Genomic DNA, 16591 nt, shown 5'->3' with positions numbered 1-16591 from the left:
AGGCTGCATAGCGGCGGGCATTCGCCCTTTCCTGAGAGGCGGACTCGTCCCATATTCGCCCCATGGCGAAGAAACCTGCATCCTCCGAAAAATCCGGCAAATCCCCGAAGACCAAGGCTCCGAACTCGAAGGCGCATCGCCCCGATGTGCAGCCGATCGGGCCGGCACTGGCCGAGTTGCTCAATCCTGCAATCAATCGCGGCGATGCGGGCCTAGGATCGGGCACCGGGCTCCAGCCGCCGCCGGACAATTCGCGCGATCGCCGCGCCGGGGGCGAGGCCGCCGCGCATCGCGCGCGCGCCTCGACGCCGAAGGAGTTTCCGCAGGATACGGCCAAGGATATTACAAAGCCGATGCCGCTGCGTCCCAATCCGCAGCCAGCTGGAGCGCGCGCACCCACCGAAGGATTCGACGAGGCGCCGCAGGCCAATTACGGAACCTCGGCCACGATCCCGACACTCGATCCGGAACTGGCGCGGCAACTCGGGCTGCCAACAGAAGAGGACGATGCCGAGGCGCTGGCGCGGCCGCCGCGCTCCAAAATGGAGGCGCTGGGTGTCAAGGCCACCGCGGATGCGCTGGAGTCGCTGATCCGCGAGGGCCGTCCGGAATTCCGCAAGGATGACGGCTCGATGCGGGTTTGGACGCCGCACCGGCCGCCGCGCCCGGAAAAGTCCGAAGGCGGCGTGCGCTTCGAGATCAAATCGGCCTATGAGCCCAAGGGCGACCAGCCGACCGCGATTGCCGAGTTGGTCGAGGGCATCAATCGCAACGACCGTTCGCAGGTGCTGCTGGGCGTCACCGGCTCGGGCAAGACCTACACCATGGCCAAGGTGATCGAGGCGACGCAGCGCCCCGCCCTGATCCTGGCCCCGAACAAGACCCTCGCCGCCCAGCTCTATGGCGAGTTCAAGAATTTCTTCCCTGACAACGCGGTCGAGTACTTCGTCAGCTACTACGACTATTACCAGCCGGAAGCCTACGTCCCGCGCACCGACACCTATATCGAGAAGGATTCCTCGATCAACGAGCAGATCGACCGCATGCGCCACTCGGCGACGCGCGCGCTGCTCGAACGCGACGACGTCATCATCGTCGCCTCGGTGTCCTGCATCTACGGTATCGGCTCGGTCGAGACCTACACCGCGATGACATTCGCGCTGAAGAAGGGCGAGCGCATCGACCAGCGCCAGCTCATCGCCGACCTCGTCGCGCTCCAGTACAAGCGCACCCAGGCCGATTTCACCCGCGGCACCTTCCGTGTCCGCGGCGACGTCATCGACATCTTCCCCGCGCACTACGAGGACCGCGCCTGGCGCGTGAACCTGTTCGGCGACACCATCGAGACCATCGAGGAGTTCGATCCGCTCACCGGCCACAAGCAGGACGAGCTCGAGTTCATCAAGATGTACGCCAACTCGCACTATGTGACGCCGCGGCCGACGCTGGTGCAGGCGATCAAGTCGATCAAATCAGAATTGAAGCAGCGGCTCGACCAGCTGCACGATCAGGGCCGCCTGCTCGAAGCGCAGCGGCTGGAGCAGCGCACCACCTTCGACCTCGAGATGATGGAGGCGACCGGAAGCTGCGCGGGCATCGAGAACTATTCGCGCTATCTCACGGGGCGCCGCCCCGGCGAGCCGCCGCCGACGCTGTTCGAATACGTGCCCGACAACGCGCTGATCTTCGCCGACGAGAGCCACGTCACCATCCCGCAGATCGGCGCCATGTTCCGCGGCGACTTCCGCCGCAAGGCGACGCTGGCCGAATACGGCTTCCGCCTGCCCTCCTGCATGGACAACCGCCCCTTGCGCTTCGAGGAGTGGGACATGATGCGGCCGCAGACCATCGCGGTGTCGGCGACGCCGGGCGGCTGGGAGCTGAACGAGAGCGGCGGCGTGTTCGTCGAGCAGGTGATCCGCCCCACGGGCCTGATCGATCCTCCCGTCGACATCCGCCCCGCCCGCACGCAAGTGGACGATCTCGTCGGCGAGGTCCGAGCCACTGCGCAGGCCGGCTATCGCTCGCTGATCACCGTGCTGACCAAACGCATGGCGGAGGACCTCACCGAATATCTGCACGAGCAGGGCATCCGAGTCCGCTACATGCATTCCGACATCGACACCATCGAGCGCATCGAGATCATCCGGGATCTCCGCCTCGGTGCGTTCGACGCGCTGGTCGGCATCAACCTCTTGCGCGAAGGTCTCGACATCCCCGAATGCGCGCTGGTTGCGATTCTCGACGCCGACAAGGAAGGCTTTCTGCGCAGCGAGACCTCGCTGATCCAGACCATCGGCCGCGCCGCGCGCAATGTCGACGGCAAGGTGATCCTCTACGCCGACCAGATGACCGGTTCGATGGAGCGCGCCATCGCCGAGACCAACCGCCGCCGCGAAAAACAGGTCGAGTACAACACTGCCAACGGCATCACGCCGGAGAGCGTGAAGAAGCAGATCGGCGACATCCTCAACTCCGTCTACGAGCGCGACCACGTGCTGGTCGAGGTCGGCGGCCACGACATGACCGATGACGTCATCTCGATCGGCCACAACTTCGAAGCCGTGCTCGCCGATCTCGAAACAAGGATGCGCGAGGCCGCCGCCGATTTGAACTTCGAGGAAGCCGCGCGTCTGCGCGACGAAGTCAAGCGCCTGCGCGCCACCGAGCTCGCCGTGGTCGACGACCCTACCGCCAAGCAGCGCACCGTGCAGGGCAAGGCCGGCGCTTATGCGGGCACGAAGAAGTACGGCGATGCTGCGAACTTGCCGGTCAGTGCCATGAAGAACAAGAGCGCCGCAACGGCGCTCAAGGCCGGCAGCGGCAAAGGCTCCCGCGTGCACAAGCCGCATCTCGACGAGATGCACGGCCCGGAATCGCTGCCCTATCGCGAAAGCCCGAGCCTGCCGTCAAAGCCGTTCGGCAGCACCAGCCGGATCATCCAGCCGACTGACTCGCGGCAGTCGGGACCGGAGTTCGGGCCGGCGCCAAAATCGACGGGCGGGATGCCGGGACGACGGGGCGGGTGGAAGAAGAGGTAGGCGGCGCATCCGCGCCGCTGATCGCAATGGATTCCGGCCTCGCCCGGTTTGCGGGCTCCGGAATGACGGGAGCGATAGCCCGCTCCTCACCCGACGCTCGACGTCACCACCGCCATTACCGACAGCAGCAGCACAATGGTCACGAGCTGGAGCGAGGCCACGGGCTGGGTGCGCCAGGCCGTGATCTTGCCGGCAAGCGACAGATGGGCCTCGAAGAATTTCGGCTCGTAGACGGTTTTGAAGAAGGCGGGGAAGCTCGGGCCGAAGGTCACTGCGAGCAGCGCGTGGACGAGCGAGGCGACAGCGACGAAGATGGCGACGCCGGGGTCGCCGACGAGATCGTGGTCGCCGACGAGTTTGAGCAGGAAAGCGGCGGCGGCGAAGGTCGGGAAGCTCTGGAGCGTCGCGGTCAGCGCGAGCCCTTCGATCGCGTTGTGCAGGCGGGACTTTCTGGCGGTGGCGATGGCGGCCATGACACGTCTCCCTGATGATATGGGATGACGTTAGGCGCGATGGTGGAGGGGTGATGTGAGACGGGTCACGCGGCCCTTCCCCCGCTATTGTCCGCTGAAGCGGGCGTCCGCGATCCCAGGAACCTCACCGGCAAGCACCGGGAAATTGCGGAACTCTATTGCAAATCTCACAAGTCGCGTTCAATGGTGCATTGCGAAAACGTGAATTGCGTTTTGGCCGAAATCCCGTAGTTTATTTGTATACGAACGAGCTGAGCCCCGGCACCTTACTGTGCATGGGGTTGTTTTCCGTTTTTTGCAAGCCAGCTTCAGGACAGCCCAAATGACAGAGCACAGCCTCTGGCGTTTCTCGCGCGCGTTGCACCGCGCGATCAACGACCGGCAGTTCAGGGATATCGAGACCCTGATCGACGAGGACGTCGAGTGGGCCCTGTACGGCCCGATCGACATGTTTCCGTTCCTTGGCGCGCGCCAGGGCAAGGACGCCGTGCTCGACGTCATCCGCCAGCTCGCCGACAATTTCCACGTTCGCCGCTTCGACCGCGAGAGCATCATGCTCGGCGTTGATTCAGCCGCCTCGATGCTGCGCTATTCGCTGACGGCGCTCGATTCCAACAAGCCGATCAGCTTGCGCGTCGCGCAGTTCGCCCAGTTCAGGGCGGGAAAGCTCACCAGCATGCGGGTGCTGATCGACACGTTCGACCTGGTCGAGCAGGCACTCGGCCGCGCCATTCATCTGCCGAAGATGAGCCGCGCCGGCTGAGGGGGACGCCAACGGGTCCCGCTGCTCGGGACCGATGACGACGCTCACATGACGCCCTGGCCTCCAGCCCCGCCGGATGCCGTCGTGAGTTCGTCGTCGGGCGCGCGCCTTTCGCGCGGCCCGTTGGTTCGTTATTCGAGGCGAGCCGCCACAATTTCGCGACGATGGATCACCATCTGTCGCGCGGAATGGCGCACGGCCGAAGGCCGATATATGTTATTGGAAAGCGTGCGCTGGGGTTCGCGGGCAGGGCGATGGAATTCTCGATAGGGTTTGGCCGGACTAGGCTGCCGTTGCTGGCGGCCGCATTCATTCTGGGCTCGGTGCTGACGGTCTCGGCACAGACCATTCCATCCGCGACGATCGCGCCTGACGATGAGGCCGAGACCGAGGCGGCGCGGGCCCCCGACATCGATGACCCCGACGTGCTCAAAGGCATCGACGTCGACAAGCTCGACTGGAGCCAGCTCGCGGTCGATGCCGGCACTGGCATTGACTCCATGGCCGCCAAGAAGCGCGCCCAGGCCGCGGCCAAGGACGGCCTGGCCTGGTCGTCGAACCCCAATGCAAACGGCTCCTCGGCGGTAACGGTGAAGCAATCGGTGTTCTCGTTCTGGGACACGCGGATCGGCGCCGACATGACGCTGACGAGCGAGCCGCGGACGATGTCCGAGCTGCTGGCGCAGAAGGCCACCAATGGCGGCAGCCTGCCGCAATCCTCCGGCAGCGCCTGGGCGGCGGCGACAGCGCCGGGCGCGGCCTCGATCTGGGACAAGACCGCGGTGGAAGCCCGGGTCGATCCCGGCAGCGAACACAGCAAGATCGGGGCCTCGTTGACCAAGTCGATGCCGCTGTCGGGCGACACCTCGCTGACGCTCCAGAACGGCTACAGCGTCAACCAGCAGGGCACAACCGCCGTCCCCGGCATCGGCGGCCACGTTACGCGAAATTACGAGACCGATCAGACCGCGAAGATCACCCTCACCGACACGGGCACCAGCATTACCGCCGGCCAGACGCTGTCGACCACCGACGACAAATGGCTGCGCAAGTTCGGCGCCGAGCAAAAGCTGTTCGACAACGTCACCGTCTCCGGCTCGGTCGGCGAGACCTCGCAAGGCGCGATCAACAAGAGCCTGACGGCCGGTTTCAAGAAGAGCTGGTAGGGCGAGCCTCCACTCTCCCCCTCATCCTGAGGGCGCTCCGAAGGAGCGCGTCTCGAAGGATCGAGGCCTCGCTGCTACAGCGGGGCCTGCATGATTCGAGACGCGCGCGAAGGGCGCGCTCCTCACCATGAGGGGATGGTCTGCCGTCGCGGTTCCCTATTCACACTCTCGTAACCATACGCCACGGCAAAACCCCCGAATGGTCCGCCCTTGCCGCGTCTCGGCCAATATGCGGTCAAAATCGGACGCCCTAGTCGCCAAAATAGACGTCGTCGTGCGGGGGACACTCGCGCCGCGCTCAACGCGAACAGGGGAATAACGATGAACGCCATGCGTCCGGAAAAGACCGAAACCACCGAGACCGAGACGGTCGACACCAACCTCGCCGCCGTGACCGAGGTCGAGGCCGGCATCCGCGATTTCGTCCGCAACGACATCGCCTATCTGCGCCGTCCGGCATCGACGACCACCGACGCGCCGCCGCTCGACCCGAGCGCCGAAGCCACCGTCAACAACGTCAACTCGCTGATCCAGCGCGTCGCCGGCACCTCGCTGGCCGAGATCGAGAACCTGATCTCCGAGCTCGAGAGCCTGCGCGACCTGCTCCATGCCGAAGGCCAACGCGTCCAGCGCGAGATCTCCGGCTACGCCCAGCTCAGCCAGGCCGCGATGAAGTCGACCCGCATGATCGCCGACAACGTCGCGCAGTGGAAGCGCGCCGCCGACGGCCTGCGCAACAGCTGACCAGTTAGCCTTAGGCCTCACCGGCCGCCGCGTTCCCGGAAGGGAGCGCGGCGGTTTTGGTTCATGGGGCATGTGATAGGTGCGCACACGCGCCCACACGATAGGTGTCATCGCCCGCGAAGGCAGGCGATCCAGTACTCCGAGACAGTGCCAGGATACGTAGGGGCCGCGGCGTACTGGATGCCCCGCCTTCGCGGGGCACGACAGGGAGGATGTGGCAGCACGGGCGTGACAGCGTAGGTGTTTGAACCCTCGATCCTTCCCCAGCGACCAATGCCAAGCGTCGATGGCCGTCTTACGGCCTAGCGGGGGGACATGTCATGGAAAGCATTCGGCCCGATAACACGGACCCTATATCGCTGCGGCCCGCACCGAATCAGCTCGGCACGATCATGCTGCGTTTCGTCGGATTGCTGGTGGTTGCGGTCGCGGTGCTGGCGTTCGTCTACAGCCGCTGACGCGGGGCCGGAGGCGGCCCCGACAATTAACGAACTCTTACCGAGCGGCTTCCACGGTCGAGGCTTCCAGGGTGTAGGCGCCATCGGCATAGCCCTTCACCACCATGCCGGCGACCAGCATCACGGCCAGCGTCGCGGTCGCGAAGATGAATCCGACAAACTTGAGTGCGCCGCGATCTGCCATGGTCCTCGTCCCCTGTCCTCTGCCCATTCGTTTCAAATAGACAGCGACAGGTTCATAATTAGTTAGCAACTCACTGGTTCCGCCAAACTGCTTCACGGTAACCATGTTGCGGAGGCTTATGACAGCCACTCCGAATCGCGTCCATAGCGCGCGGGCAACACTCGCGCACTCAATTGGACCGTTCATCCTGGAACAGATCTAGCCACGGTTCGCGCGCATCGGCACAAAGGCCGAGGCGGTGATGGAATAGACCTCCTGGCCGCGCTGGTTGGTGCCGGTGGTGCGGGCCGTCAGAATGCCCCAGCCGGGACGCGAGGCGGAGGTGCGCTTGTCGATGACGACGGTGACGTAGGCGACCGTGTCGCCGGCAAGCACCGGCCTGATCCAGCGCAGGTCGCGAAAGCCCGGCGACGGACCCCACACCGCAACTTCTTCGCCGCGCGAGGCGGCTTCCCGCGCCAAGCGCTGGCCGTCGGCGACCAGCAGGCTCATGCAGGCCGAGCCGACATGCCAGCCGGAGGCGGCGAGCCCGCCGAACAGCGAGTTCTTGCCTTCCTCCTCGTCGAGGTGGAAGCGCTGCGGGTCGAACTTGGCGGCGAAGCTCTTGATGGACTCCGCCGTGAACGTATAGGTGCCGATCTCGCGGCGCTGGCCGATCTCGATGTCCTCGAAGAATCGCATCACGCCGTCCCCTCGCGCCGCTTGATCAGGATCGGCGAGGTCATCTCGGCGAGCGCCTGCCCCGCCGCGTTGCGCACGGTGCATTTGAACTTGACGATGCCGAGCTCCGGGCGAGTTTTCGAGGTGCGCGCCTCCACGACGTCGACGTCGAGCATGAGGTCGTCGCCAGGCCGGAGCGGAGACAACCAGCGCACCTCGTCGACGCCGGGCGAGCCGAGCGAAGCCGCGCGCGTAATAAAACCATCGGCCATCATCCGCATCATCAGCGAACAGAGATGCCAGCCCGAACCGGACAGGCCGCGCAGCATGCTTCTCGCCGCGGCCTCCTCATCGAGGTGCATCGGCTGCGGATCGAACTCGGCAGCAAAGGCCAAAATCTCGTCGCGAGTGACATGGCGCGGGCCGAACGTTCCGAACCGCCCGGGCGGGAAATCTTCGAAGGTCAGGGTCATCTTGGGACTGGTTCGCGGAAATGACAGATTGTGGCCGCACTTTGCGGCAATCTCAACCCGCGGGCCCGCATGGCTCGTGCTACATTCGATGCAGCGGGGTTGGTCGTGAGTCGGATCAGCCGAAAGTCAGGATCATTTAGCAAGGCCGGATCTAGCAAAAGCCGCGTTGCCCTGGGGAGAGCGATGTTTTCATTCAGCGACCTGTTTCAGTGGGACCGCTTCATCACACCGACGATCATCAAGACCTTCTACTGGCTGGTAATCGCGCTGATCTGCCTGTTCGGCCTCTCCGGCGTCTTCTCCGGTTTGGCTGCGATGGCGATCAGTCCGTTCGGCGGCTTCCTGGTGCTGCTGTCCTCGATCGCGAGCGTCGTCGTCGGCGTGGTGTTCTCGCGCATCCTCGCCGAGCTGATCCTGATCGTCTTCCGCATCAACGAGCATCTCGGCGCGATCAGGGACCAGGGCGGCGGGATGCGGTGAGGCGTGCGCAAGATGCCGTAGGGTGGGCAAAGCGAAGCGTGCCCACCACTTCCATCGCGATCTTGGATAGATGGTGAGCACGGCGCGTCGCGCCTTTGCCCGCCCTACGAGACCGTCGAAGCCCTACGTATTAAACCTGAAATGCATCACGTCGCCGTCGGCGACGACGTATTCCTTGCCTTCGAGCCGAAGCTTGCCGGCATCGCGCGCGCCGGCTTCGCCGCCGAGGGCGACGTAATCCTCATACGCGATGGTCTCGGCGCGAATGAAACCCTTTTCGAAATCGGTGTGGATCACGCCGGCCGCCGCCGGCGCCTTGGTGCCGCGATGGATGGTCCAGGCGCGCGCTTCCTTCGGCCCCACGGTGAAATAGGTGATGAGGTCGAGAAGCCGGTAGCCGGCGCGGATCAGGCGGTCGAGACCGGCTTCTTCGAGACCCAACGTCTCCAGGAAGTCGGCGCGTTCGTCCCGCGAGATGGTCGCGATCTCCGACTCGATCTTGGCGGAAATGACGACGGCGACGGCGCCCTCCTTGGCGGCCTGCTCCTCGACTGCCTTGGAGAACGAATTGCCCGTTGCGGCCGAGCCTTCCTCGACGTTGCAGACGTAGAGCACCGGCTTTGATGAGAGCAGCCCCAGCATGGAGAAGGCGCGCTCCTCCTCGGCCTTGCGCTCGACGAGGCGGGCGGGCTTGCCGTCGCGCAGCAGCACCAGGGTGCGGTTGACGAGGTCGAGCTGCTCCTTGGCGTCCTTGTCGTTGCCCTTGGCTTTCTTGGAGAGGTTGTCGACACGCTTCTCCAGGCTGTCGAGGTCGGCGAGCATCAGCTCGGTCTCGATGGTCTCGATGTCGGCGAGCGGGGCGATCTTGCCCTCGACGTGGGTGATGTCGGAATCCTCAAAGCAGCGCACCACATGCGCGATGGCGTCGACCTCGCGGATGTTGGCGAGGAACTGGTTGCCGAGGCCCTCGCCCTTAGACGCGCCTCGCACGAGGCCCGCGATGTCGACGAAGGTCAGCCGGGTCGGAATGATCTGACCCGATTTGGCGATGGCGGCGAGCTTCTCAAGCCGCGGATCGGGCACGGCAACCTCGCCGACATTCGGCTCGATGGTGCAGAACGGATAGTTCGCGGCCTGCGCCGCGGCCGTCTCGGTCAGCGCATTGAACAAGGTCGACTTGCCGACATTCGGCAATCCGACGATCCCGCATTTGAATCCCACGAGCGTTATTCCTTGCCGTTGTCGTCCTTGGTCAAAAATCCCTTTGCCTGCATGGCAAGGTGCACCCTGTTGGCGAAGGTCGCGTCGGTGCCCTCGGCAAGCAGCGGGGCGTGCTCGGCGACTGCTTCGCAGAGCGTCGCCACCCATTCGTTGTCGCTCTTGGCGAAGTCCGACAGCACGTGGCCGTGCACCAGCTCCTTGACGCCGGGATGTCCGATGCCGAGCCGCACCCTGCGATACTCGTTGCCGATATGCGCCGAGATCGAACGCAGGCCGTTGTGCCCGGCAATGCCGCCCCCGATCTTCACCCGCACCTTGCCCGGCGGCAATTCGAGCTCGTCATGGAACACGGTGACGTCGCGCAGCGCGATCTTGAAGAAGCCTGCCGCCTCCTGCACGCTGCGGCCGGAATCGTTCATGTAGGTCGTGGGCTTGAGCAGGATCACGCGCTCTGGTCCGAGCGTGCCTTCCGAGGTCTCGCCCTGAAAGCGGCGGCGCCATGGCGCAAAGCCATGACGCCGCGCGATCTCGTCCACGGCCATGAAGCCGATATTGTGCCGGTTACGTGCGTATTTCGCGCCGGGATTGCCGAGCCCAACAAAGAGTCGCATGACGCGGCGCGCCCCTCGCTCGGCGCGCGATCAAAGACCGCGCGCCAGCTTTGAGAGATTACTTCTTCTTGTCGCCGCCGGCCGGAGCCTTGGCAGCCGCTGCCGGAGCAGGAGCACCCGCAGCCGGCGCAGCCGCCGCCGGAGCAGCAGCACCCGCGGCCGGAGCCGCACCACCCGCCGCAGCCGCAGCTGCCGCCTTCTGCTCTTCGGCGTAGCCCGACGGCGGCACGATGGTGACGAGGGTCGCGTCCTCGCGGGTCAGCGCCTTCACGCCGGCCGGCAGCTTGACGTCCGACAGATGCAGCGAGTGACCGATTTCAAGCGAACCGACGTCAGCCTCGATATATTGCGGGATGCTCTCGACACCGCATTCGAGCTCGATCGCATGGGCGACGATGTTGACGGTGCCGCCGCGCTTCACGCCGGGCGAGCCTTCTGCCTTCACCACGTGCAGCGGAACGCTGATGCGGATGGTGGCGCCTTCGCCCAGCCGCATGAAATCGACATGGACCGGGAAGTCCTTGACCGGGTCGAGGTGATAGTCGCGCGGAATCACGCGGTGCTTCTTGCCCTCGAGGTCGATGTCGACCAGCGTGGTCAGGAACCGGCCCGCGAGGATGCGCTGACGCAATTCGCGATCTTCGATCGAGATCGTCACCGGGGGCTGGTTGTTGCCGTAGATCACTCCGGGCACTCTGCCGGCGCGACGCTCAGCCCGGGCGGCCCCCTTGCCGCTCTTCGGACGTGCGGTCGCCTTCAATTCCTTGACGGTCGTCGCCATGTCATTAAGTCCTTGTTTTTGCAAAAGTTAATGGGCCGCAGCGCGGCCCATGGCAGCATCCGCAGCAAGCCTCCAGGGGTGCGGGGGCTGCAGACGTGGCGGGCTTTTACCCGGAAGATGCGGAAATGACAAGGAGAATGGGGTGCCATCCTCCCTGGAGGGGAGGGTAAGAGCGCGTGCCTTACGTCGGCGTTCCGCCGAACTTGGCCTCCAGCGCCGCGATCCTAGCCTTCAGCGCTTCGTTCTCCTCGCGGGCGAGGCGGGCCATCTCCTTGACCGCCTCGAACTCCTCGCGCTTGACCAGATCCATGTCGCGCAGGAATTTTTCCGCCTGGGTGCGCACCACCGTGTCGAACTCGCGCTTGACGCCCTGGGCGGCACCGGCAGCGTCATTCATCAGGCGGCCGATCTCGTCGAAAAACCGGTTGCTGGTCTGGGTCATGGCTGCCTCCGATGAACTTGGCGCGAACTCTGCGAAACACAATGGCAATCCGATGGGGCCGGTTCAAGGGCCGAGCGGGGGCATCCTTGTCATGCCCCGGTTTCCTTGCAATCGTATTCAACGTCCCTGCATAACAAGAATCACTGGGCGTCTGCTGGCGCTCGATCGCCGCAATCTCGTTCAGCCATAGAAGGCGCGATGCCCTTTCTGCTCATCGACTTTCCCGCCTTCAAGCCGATCGCCCTCGAGATCGGTCCGTTCGCGATCCGCTGGTATGCGCTGGCCTATATCTGCGGCATCGTGTTCGGCTGGCTCTATGCGAGGTCGCTCCTCAAAAACCAGCGTCTGTGGGGCGGACCCGCACCGATCTCGCTACTCCAGATCGACGATTTCATCCTCTGGGTCACGCTCGGCATCATCCTGGGCGGCCGCACCGGCTACGTGCTGTTCTATAATCTGCCCTTCTTCATCGACCATCCCGCCGCGATCTTCAAATTGTGGGAGGGCGGCATGTCCTTCCATGGCGGCTTCCTCGGCTGCGTCGTCGCGGTCATGTTGTTTGCTTATCGCAACGGCATCTCGATCCTGTCGCTCGGGGACATCACCACCGCGGTCGCCCCGGTCGGGCTGCTGCTCGGACGCATCGCCAATTTCATCAATGGCGAATTGTGGGGCCGCGCTACGGATGCGAGCCTGCCTTGGGCGATGATCTTCCCCAACGATCCCACACAGCTGCCGCGCCATCCGAGCCAGCTCTACGAGGCCGGCGTGGAAGGCATCCTGTTGTTCGCGGTGCTCGCGATCATGATCCGCTTCGGTGCCCTGAAGCGGCCCGGCATGATCCTCGGCGCCTTTATCCTGATCTATGGTCTGACCCGGATCGCCGGCGAACATTTTCGCGAGCCGGACGCCCAGCTCGGCTTCCTCTGGGGCGGGTTAACCATGGGCATGCTGTTGTCGATCCCGATGCTTATCGTCGGCACCATACTTATTGTATGGGCAGTCAGGCGCGGCGCGCCGAAGCCCATCGAGGCCATTCGTTAATTCATTCCGAGAACATGGATCGTGACCGACTCGCCGCTACTCAACGAGATCAAGGCGCTGATCAAATCCTCAGGCCCGATGCCGGTCTGGCGCTACATGGAATTGTGCCTGATGCATCCGCGCTACGGCTATTACGTCTCGCGCGATCCGCTCGGGCGTGAGGGCGATTTCACCACCGCCCCCGAGGTCAGCCAGATGTTCGGCGAGCTCTTGGGACTGTGGGCCGCCTCGGTGTGGAAGCAGATGGGCTCGCCGCAATTTTTGCGGCTGATCGAGCTCGGCCCCGGCCGCGGCACCATGATGGCGGACGCGCTGCGCGCATTGCGCGTGCTACCGCCGCTCTACCAGGCGCTCCACATCCACATGATCGAGGTCAATCCGGTGCTGCGCGAGCGGCAGAGTGCGACGCTGGCGAACGTGCGCAACATCGCCTGGCACGACAGCATCGACGAGGTGCCGGAAGGCCCCAGCATCATCCTCGCCAACGAATATTTCGACGTGCTGCCGATCCATCAGATGGTCCGCTACGAGAACGGCTGGCACGAGCGCGTGATCGAGATCGATCCCAATGGAAAACTTCAGTTCGGCGCCGCGCCCGAGCCGACGCCGCGCTTCAACGTGCTGCTGCCGCCCTTGGTGCGCGCCGCGCCGGTCGGCGCCGTGTTCGAATGGCGGCCCGACAGCGAGATCATGAAGCTCGCCACGCGCGTGCGCGACCAGGACGGCGCGGCGCTGATCATCGACTACGGCCATTTGCGCAGCGATGCCGGCGATACGTTTCAGGCGATCGCGCGCCACAGCTTCACCGATCCCTTGAAGGCCCCGGGCCAAGCCGACGTCACCGCCCACGTCGACTTCCAGGCGCTGGCGCGTGCGGCCGAGGATGTCGGGGCCCGCGTGCACGGGCCGGTGACGCAGGGCGACTTCCTCAAGCGCATCGGCATTGAGACCCGCGCGGCGGCGCTGATGCAGAAGGCTACGCCCGACGTCGCAACCGACATTTCGGTGGCGCTCAAGCGCCTGACCGATACGGGGCGCGGCGGCATGGGCTCGATGTTCAAGGTGCTCGGCATCTCCGAGCCAGGTTTGACCGGTCTTGCCGGTCTCAGCGATCTCGAACGCGCCGGAGAAGCCTCATGACGCTCGCCTCGTCGCTGCTGTCAGCCGTGCCCGGCCTGCGTCATGCCTTCTTCACCCGCGAGGGCGGCGTCTCCAGCGGCATCTATTCCGCGCTGAACGGCGGGCTCGGCTCCAACGACGATCAGGCCCACGTCGCCGAAAACCGCCGTCGCATGGCCGAGCATGTCGGCGTCGCACCGGAACGTTTTCTCAGCCTGCACCAGATCCATTCGCCCGATGTGCTCGTCGTAGATCGCGCGTGGCCAAACGGGCCGCGGCCGAAGGGCGATGCGCTTGTCACCAAGACACCCGGGATTGCGCTCGGCATCTCCACCGCCGATTGCGGGCCGGTGCTATTCGTCGACCCCAATGCGCGCGTGATCGGCGGTGCGCATGCCGGCTGGAAGGGCGCGCTATCAGGCGTGCTGGAAGCAACGATCTCGGCGATGGAGAAACTCGGCGCCACGCGCGACGGCATCATCGCGGCGATCGGCCCCTTGATCCGGCAGGAGAGCTACGAAGTCGGCAACGAGTTCGTGGCGCGTTTTATCGAGGCGGATGCGGACAATGCGATGTTCTTCATCCCGTCGGCACGCGAGGGCCACGCGATGTTCGATCTCGCCGGCTTCATCCGGACGCGGCTGGAAGCCGCCGGCATCCTGATGGTCGACGATCTCGGTCTCGACACCTATGCCGATGAGCGCTTCTTCAGCTACCGCCGCTCGGTGCATCGCAAGGAGCCGGACTACGGCCGCCACATTCACGCCATCGCGCTCGAAGCGTGAACACAAGAGCAACACGCTGTTATCCCGGGAATGACGGCGCTGTTTGTGGGTAGCCTGCCCTAGACCTTAATCGATTTTAACGATATCGCTGCCCTCCATAATGAGGGAAGCGTCATCTTTTCTGCGTCGCGCGGGCTCGCGCGTGCTGGCGGTCATGCTGCTGGCGGTTGCGACCATGCTTGCCGGCTGCGCCGGCGGGAACGCGCCGAGCAATTCCTATGCGATGGCGCCGAACGGTGGCTCCGGCGCAACGGTCGCCTTCGAATCGATCGACGGGCCGCCGCCGCAGGTGTTCGACCGCATGGTCGGTGTGCTCGACAGCGAATCCAAGCTGCGCAGCCTGTCCGTCGTATCCCGCGAGGGCACGGCGGCCTATCGCGTGCGCAGCTATCTCTCGGCTCAAATCGTGCGCGGCAAGACCATGATTGCATGGGTCTGGGACGTCTACGACGCCAACCAGCAGCGGGCGCTGCGCCTCTCCGGCGAGGAACCCACGTCCGCCAAGGCCGGTCGCGACCCCTGGGGCGCTGCCGACGACCTGGTGCTGCGAAAGATCGCCCAGGCCGGATTCAGCGGACTTTCCAACATGATCAACGGGACGCAGGACGCCCCAAGCGCAGCTCCAGGCCTGCGGGGACCGGCCGTGGCGACCATCATTCCGGTCGCGCCCGCGCCGGACATGGCGGCCACGGCGCTCGGCTATGCCGAGCCATAACCCCCGCTAAACCACGGGCCCAAGTTACGGCCAAACCGTTGGCCCGACTCAGGATTTTCGAAGGGAAAACGTAGCGTCCCGGGTTGCCATTCGAGCCCCCGGCCTGATATTTCCTCGCCCGTCGTAACCGTGCTTCCAATGGGTATTCGTAGGATGTTGAAGGTCGTATCCAGCAAAGCGCGGGAGGAAGCGTCCATGTCGGCCAAAAACGGCTCCATCAAGCTCGTCGCCGGCAACTCCAATCCGGCTCTGGCGCAGGCCATTGCGCAGGGCCTCGACCTGCCGCTGACCAAGGCGGTGGTGCGGCGCTTCGCCGACATGGAGATCTTCGTCGAGATCCAGGAGAACGTCCGCGGCTCGGATGCCTTCGTCATCCAGTCGACCTCGTTCCCAGCGAACGACCATCTGATGGAGCTCCTGATCATCACCGACGCGCTGCGCCGCTCCTCGGCGCGCCGCATCACCGCGGTGCTGCCCTATTTCGGCTACGCCCGGCAGGACCGCAAATCGGGTTCGCGCACGCCGATCTCGGCCAAGCTCGTGGCCAATCTGATTACGCAGGCGGGCGTCGACCGCGTCATGACGCTCGACCTGCATGCCGGCCAGATTCAGGGCTTCTTCGACATCCCGACAGACAACCTTTACGCGGCGCCGCTGATGGTGCGCGACATCAAGGAGAAGTTCGATCTCTCCAAGGTGATGGTGATCTCGCCCGACGTCGGCGGCGTGGCCCGCGCGCGCGGCCTCGCCAAGCGCATCAACACCCCGCTCGCGATCGTCGACAAGCGCCGCGAGCGTCCGGGCGAGTCCGAGGTCATGAACGTGATCGGCGACGTCGCCGGCCACACCTGTATCTTGGTCGACGACATCGTCGATTCCGGCGGCACGCTGGTGAATGCGGCCGACGCGCTGATCGCCAAGGGCGCCAAGGACGTCTACGCCTACATCACCCACGGCGTGCTCTCCGGCGGCGCGGCCGCCCGCATCTCCGGCTCCAGGCTGAAGGAGTTGGTGATCACCGACTCGATCCTGCCGACCGAGGCGGTGACCAAGGCGCCGAACATCCGCACGCTGCCGATCGCCAGCCTGATCTCCGACGCGATCGCGCGCACGGCCGCCGAAGAGTCGGTGTCGAGCCTGTTCGACTGAGTCTTTATTGTCATTCCGAGGCGGCGCGTCAGCGCCGAACCCGGAATCTCGAGATTCTCAGGTGCGCAACTGCGCACCGTAGTTCTCGCTTCGCGAGCCCCGGAATGACTTCAGTCTCGTAGCAACCATTAAGTGGCGGCAGTTTTTTGCTCCGCCCGGATGGTCTGCGCCTGCCATGATGACGCCGTGCTCGCGTCCGTCAAGGCGTGGCCTGGCAACAGACCACGTGAGGTTCGAGCGAGCGACGGCCATCCTTGACGGACGCTGCGCGCGACGTCATGA

The 16591-nt window shown here is 64.8% G+C and carries 19 protein-coding genes; 11 read left to right on the top strand and 8 right to left on the bottom strand.

Annotated features, from left to right (window positions below; translation table 11 throughout):
• The first annotated feature begins 62 nt into the window (after positions 1-62).
• Positions 63-3041 (top strand): excinuclease ABC subunit UvrB, encoded by a 2979-nt coding sequence (gene uvrB / locus IVA87_RS19320; protein ID WP_247334606.1) that lies wholly within the window; start codon positions 63-65, stop codon positions 3039-3041.
• A gap of 86 nt (positions 3042-3127) precedes the next feature.
• Here uvrB and IVA87_RS19315 read toward each other — a convergent pair whose 3' ends face one another.
• Positions 3128-3514 (bottom strand): hypothetical protein, encoded by a 387-nt coding sequence (locus tag IVA87_RS19315; protein WP_247308281.1) that lies wholly within the window; start codon positions 3512-3514, stop codon positions 3128-3130.
• 322 nt (positions 3515-3836) lie between these two features.
• Between IVA87_RS19315 and IVA87_RS19310 the strand changes: the two genes are divergently transcribed.
• The 4 genes from IVA87_RS19310 (at position 3837) to IVA87_RS19295 (ending at position 6645) form a co-directional block, all read left to right on the top strand.
• Positions 3837-4277: a nuclear transport factor 2 family protein gene (locus tag IVA87_RS19310; protein WP_247308284.1), complete on the top strand. Its 441-nt coding sequence runs from the start codon at positions 3837-3839 to the stop codon at positions 4275-4277.
• A 254-nt stretch (positions 4278-4531) separates the two neighbouring features.
• Complete coding sequence (locus IVA87_RS19305; protein WP_247308287.1) at positions 4532-5443, top strand: hypothetical protein; 912 nt, start codon at positions 4532-4534, stop codon at positions 5441-5443.
• A 321-nt stretch (positions 5444-5764) separates the two neighbouring features.
• Positions 5765-6187 (top strand): hypothetical protein, encoded by a 423-nt coding sequence (locus IVA87_RS19300; protein WP_247277532.1) that lies wholly within the window; start codon positions 5765-5767, stop codon positions 6185-6187.
• Positions 6188-6507: 320 nt separating this feature from the next.
• Positions 6508-6645, top strand: a complete 138-nt coding sequence (locus IVA87_RS19295; RefSeq protein WP_247277533.1) for a hypothetical protein — start codon at positions 6508-6510, stop codon at positions 6643-6645.
• Positions 6646-6682: 37 nt separating this feature from the next.
• On the opposite strand, the gene IVA87_RS19290 is transcribed toward IVA87_RS19295, so the two are convergent.
• From IVA87_RS19290 to IVA87_RS19280, 3 genes are all read right to left on the bottom strand, one after another.
• Positions 6683-6829 (bottom strand): hypothetical protein, encoded by a 147-nt coding sequence (locus tag IVA87_RS19290; RefSeq protein WP_027545961.1) that lies wholly within the window; start codon positions 6827-6829, stop codon positions 6683-6685.
• 198 nt (positions 6830-7027) lie between these two features.
• On the bottom strand, positions 7028-7510 hold the full coding sequence (locus IVA87_RS19285; protein ID WP_247308292.1) for a MaoC family dehydratase: 483 nt from the start codon (positions 7508-7510) through the stop codon (positions 7028-7030).
• On the bottom strand, positions 7510-7962 hold the full coding sequence (locus tag IVA87_RS19280) for a MaoC family dehydratase (protein WP_247308294.1): 453 nt from the start codon (positions 7960-7962) through the stop codon (positions 7510-7512). The genes IVA87_RS19285 and IVA87_RS19280 overlap by 1 nt, the downstream gene beginning before the upstream one ends.
• Positions 7963-8145: 183 nt before the next feature.
• Here IVA87_RS19280 and IVA87_RS19275 point away from each other — a divergent pair, with 183 nt between their 5' ends.
• Positions 8146-8442, top strand: a complete 297-nt coding sequence (locus IVA87_RS19275; RefSeq protein WP_247308298.1) for a DUF4282 domain-containing protein — start codon at positions 8146-8148, stop codon at positions 8440-8442.
• A 123-nt stretch (positions 8443-8565) separates the two neighbouring features.
• On the opposite strand, the gene ychF is transcribed toward IVA87_RS19275, so the two are convergent.
• From ychF to IVA87_RS19255, 4 genes are all read right to left on the bottom strand, one after another.
• A complete protein-coding gene (gene ychF / locus IVA87_RS19270) occupies positions 8566-9663 on the bottom strand; it encodes a redox-regulated ATPase YchF (RefSeq protein ID WP_247308301.1) in 1098 nt (365 codons plus the stop codon).
• A 5-nt stretch (positions 9664-9668) separates the two neighbouring features.
• A complete protein-coding gene (gene pth, locus IVA87_RS19265) occupies positions 9669-10274 on the bottom strand; it encodes an aminoacyl-tRNA hydrolase (RefSeq protein ID WP_247308304.1) in 606 nt (201 codons plus the stop codon).
• Between the two features lie 58 nt (positions 10275-10332).
• Positions 10333-11055 carry a 50S ribosomal protein L25/general stress protein Ctc gene (locus IVA87_RS19260; RefSeq protein WP_247308307.1) on the bottom strand — a complete coding sequence of 241 codons (723 nt, stop codon included), beginning with the start codon at positions 11053-11055 and terminating at the stop codon, positions 10333-10335.
• Positions 11056-11236: 181 nt separating this feature from the next.
• Complete coding sequence (locus IVA87_RS19255) at positions 11237-11497, bottom strand: accessory factor UbiK family protein (RefSeq protein WP_247308310.1); 261 nt, start codon at positions 11495-11497, stop codon at positions 11237-11239.
• Between the two features lie 198 nt (positions 11498-11695).
• On the opposite strand from IVA87_RS19255, the gene lgt reads away from it, so the two are divergent.
• The 5 genes from lgt to IVA87_RS19230 all read left to right on the top strand — a co-directional run bounded on the left by lgt (position 11696) and on the right by IVA87_RS19230 (position 16309).
• Positions 11696-12541: a prolipoprotein diacylglyceryl transferase gene (gene lgt / locus IVA87_RS19250; protein ID WP_247334605.1), complete on the top strand. Its 846-nt coding sequence runs from the start codon at positions 11696-11698 to the stop codon at positions 12539-12541.
• Positions 12542-12562: 21 nt separating this feature from the next.
• Positions 12563-13681, top strand: a complete 1119-nt coding sequence (locus IVA87_RS19245; protein WP_247308316.1) for an SAM-dependent methyltransferase — start codon at positions 12563-12565, stop codon at positions 13679-13681.
• Positions 13678-14445, top strand: coding sequence for a peptidoglycan editing factor PgeF (gene pgeF / locus IVA87_RS19240; protein WP_247308319.1), 768 nt, complete (start codon positions 13678-13680; stop codon positions 14443-14445). The genes IVA87_RS19245 and pgeF overlap by 4 nt, the downstream gene beginning before the upstream one ends.
• A 100-nt stretch (positions 14446-14545) precedes the next feature.
• On the top strand, positions 14546-15160 hold the full coding sequence (locus tag IVA87_RS19235) for a hypothetical protein (RefSeq protein WP_247308322.1): 615 nt from the start codon (positions 14546-14548) through the stop codon (positions 15158-15160).
• A gap of 195 nt (positions 15161-15355) precedes the next feature.
• Positions 15356-16309: a ribose-phosphate pyrophosphokinase gene (locus IVA87_RS19230; protein WP_247308325.1), complete on the top strand. Its 954-nt coding sequence runs from the start codon at positions 15356-15358 to the stop codon at positions 16307-16309.
• Positions 16310-16591 lie beyond the last annotated feature (282 nt).

The organism is Bradyrhizobium sp. 147, from assembly GCF_023073935.1.
Taxonomy (GTDB): domain Bacteria; phylum Pseudomonadota; class Alphaproteobacteria; order Rhizobiales; family Xanthobacteraceae; genus Bradyrhizobium.
This window is presented reverse-complemented; position numbering and strand designations above follow the sequence as displayed.

Excerpts from the sequence above, each read along its gene's own strand:
- IVA87_RS19295 (WP_247277533.1), top strand. The coding sequence starts at position 6,508 with ATGGAAAGCATTCGGCCCGATAACACGGACCCTATATCGCTGCGGCCC.
- lgt (WP_247334605.1), top strand. The coding sequence starts at position 11,696 with ATGCCCTTTCTGCTCATCGACTTTCCCGCCTTCAAGCCGATCGCCCTC.
- IVA87_RS19300 (WP_247277532.1), top strand. The coding sequence starts at position 5,765 with ATGAACGCCATGCGTCCGGAAAAGACCGAAACCACCGAGACCGAGACG.
- IVA87_RS19285 (WP_247308292.1), bottom strand. The coding sequence starts at position 7,510 with ATGCGATTCTTCGAGGACATCGAGATCGGCCAGCGCCGCGAGATCGGC.
- IVA87_RS19310 (WP_247308284.1), top strand. The coding sequence starts at position 3,837 with ATGACAGAGCACAGCCTCTGGCGTTTCTCGCGCGCGTTGCACCGCGCG.
- IVA87_RS19235 (WP_247308322.1), top strand. The coding sequence starts at position 14,546 with ATGAGGGAAGCGTCATCTTTTCTGCGTCGCGCGGGCTCGCGCGTGCTG.
- IVA87_RS19290 (WP_027545961.1), bottom strand. The coding sequence starts at position 6,829 with ATGGCAGATCGCGGCGCACTCAAGTTTGTCGGATTCATCTTCGCGACC.
- IVA87_RS19255 (WP_247308310.1), bottom strand. The coding sequence starts at position 11,497 with ATGACCCAGACCAGCAACCGGTTTTTCGACGAGATCGGCCGCCTGATG.
- pgeF (WP_247308319.1), top strand. The coding sequence starts at position 13,678 with ATGACGCTCGCCTCGTCGCTGCTGTCAGCCGTGCCCGGCCTGCGTCAT.
- IVA87_RS19315 (WP_247308281.1), bottom strand. The coding sequence starts at position 3,514 with ATGGCCGCCATCGCCACCGCCAGAAAGTCCCGCCTGCACAACGCGATC.
- pth (WP_247308304.1), bottom strand. The coding sequence starts at position 10,274 with ATGCGACTCTTTGTTGGGCTCGGCAATCCCGGCGCGAAATACGCACGT.
- IVA87_RS19260 (WP_247308307.1), bottom strand. The coding sequence starts at position 11,055 with ATGGCGACGACCGTCAAGGAATTGAAGGCGACCGCACGTCCGAAGAGC.
- uvrB (WP_247334606.1), top strand. The coding sequence starts at position 63 with ATGGCGAAGAAACCTGCATCCTCCGAAAAATCCGGCAAATCCCCGAAG.
- IVA87_RS19230 (WP_247308325.1), top strand. The coding sequence starts at position 15,356 with ATGTCGGCCAAAAACGGCTCCATCAAGCTCGTCGCCGGCAACTCCAAT.
- IVA87_RS19280 (WP_247308294.1), bottom strand. The coding sequence starts at position 7,962 with ATGACCCTGACCTTCGAAGATTTCCCGCCCGGGCGGTTCGGAACGTTC.
- IVA87_RS19275 (WP_247308298.1), top strand. The coding sequence starts at position 8,146 with ATGTTTTCATTCAGCGACCTGTTTCAGTGGGACCGCTTCATCACACCG.
- IVA87_RS19305 (WP_247308287.1), top strand. The coding sequence starts at position 4,532 with ATGGAATTCTCGATAGGGTTTGGCCGGACTAGGCTGCCGTTGCTGGCG.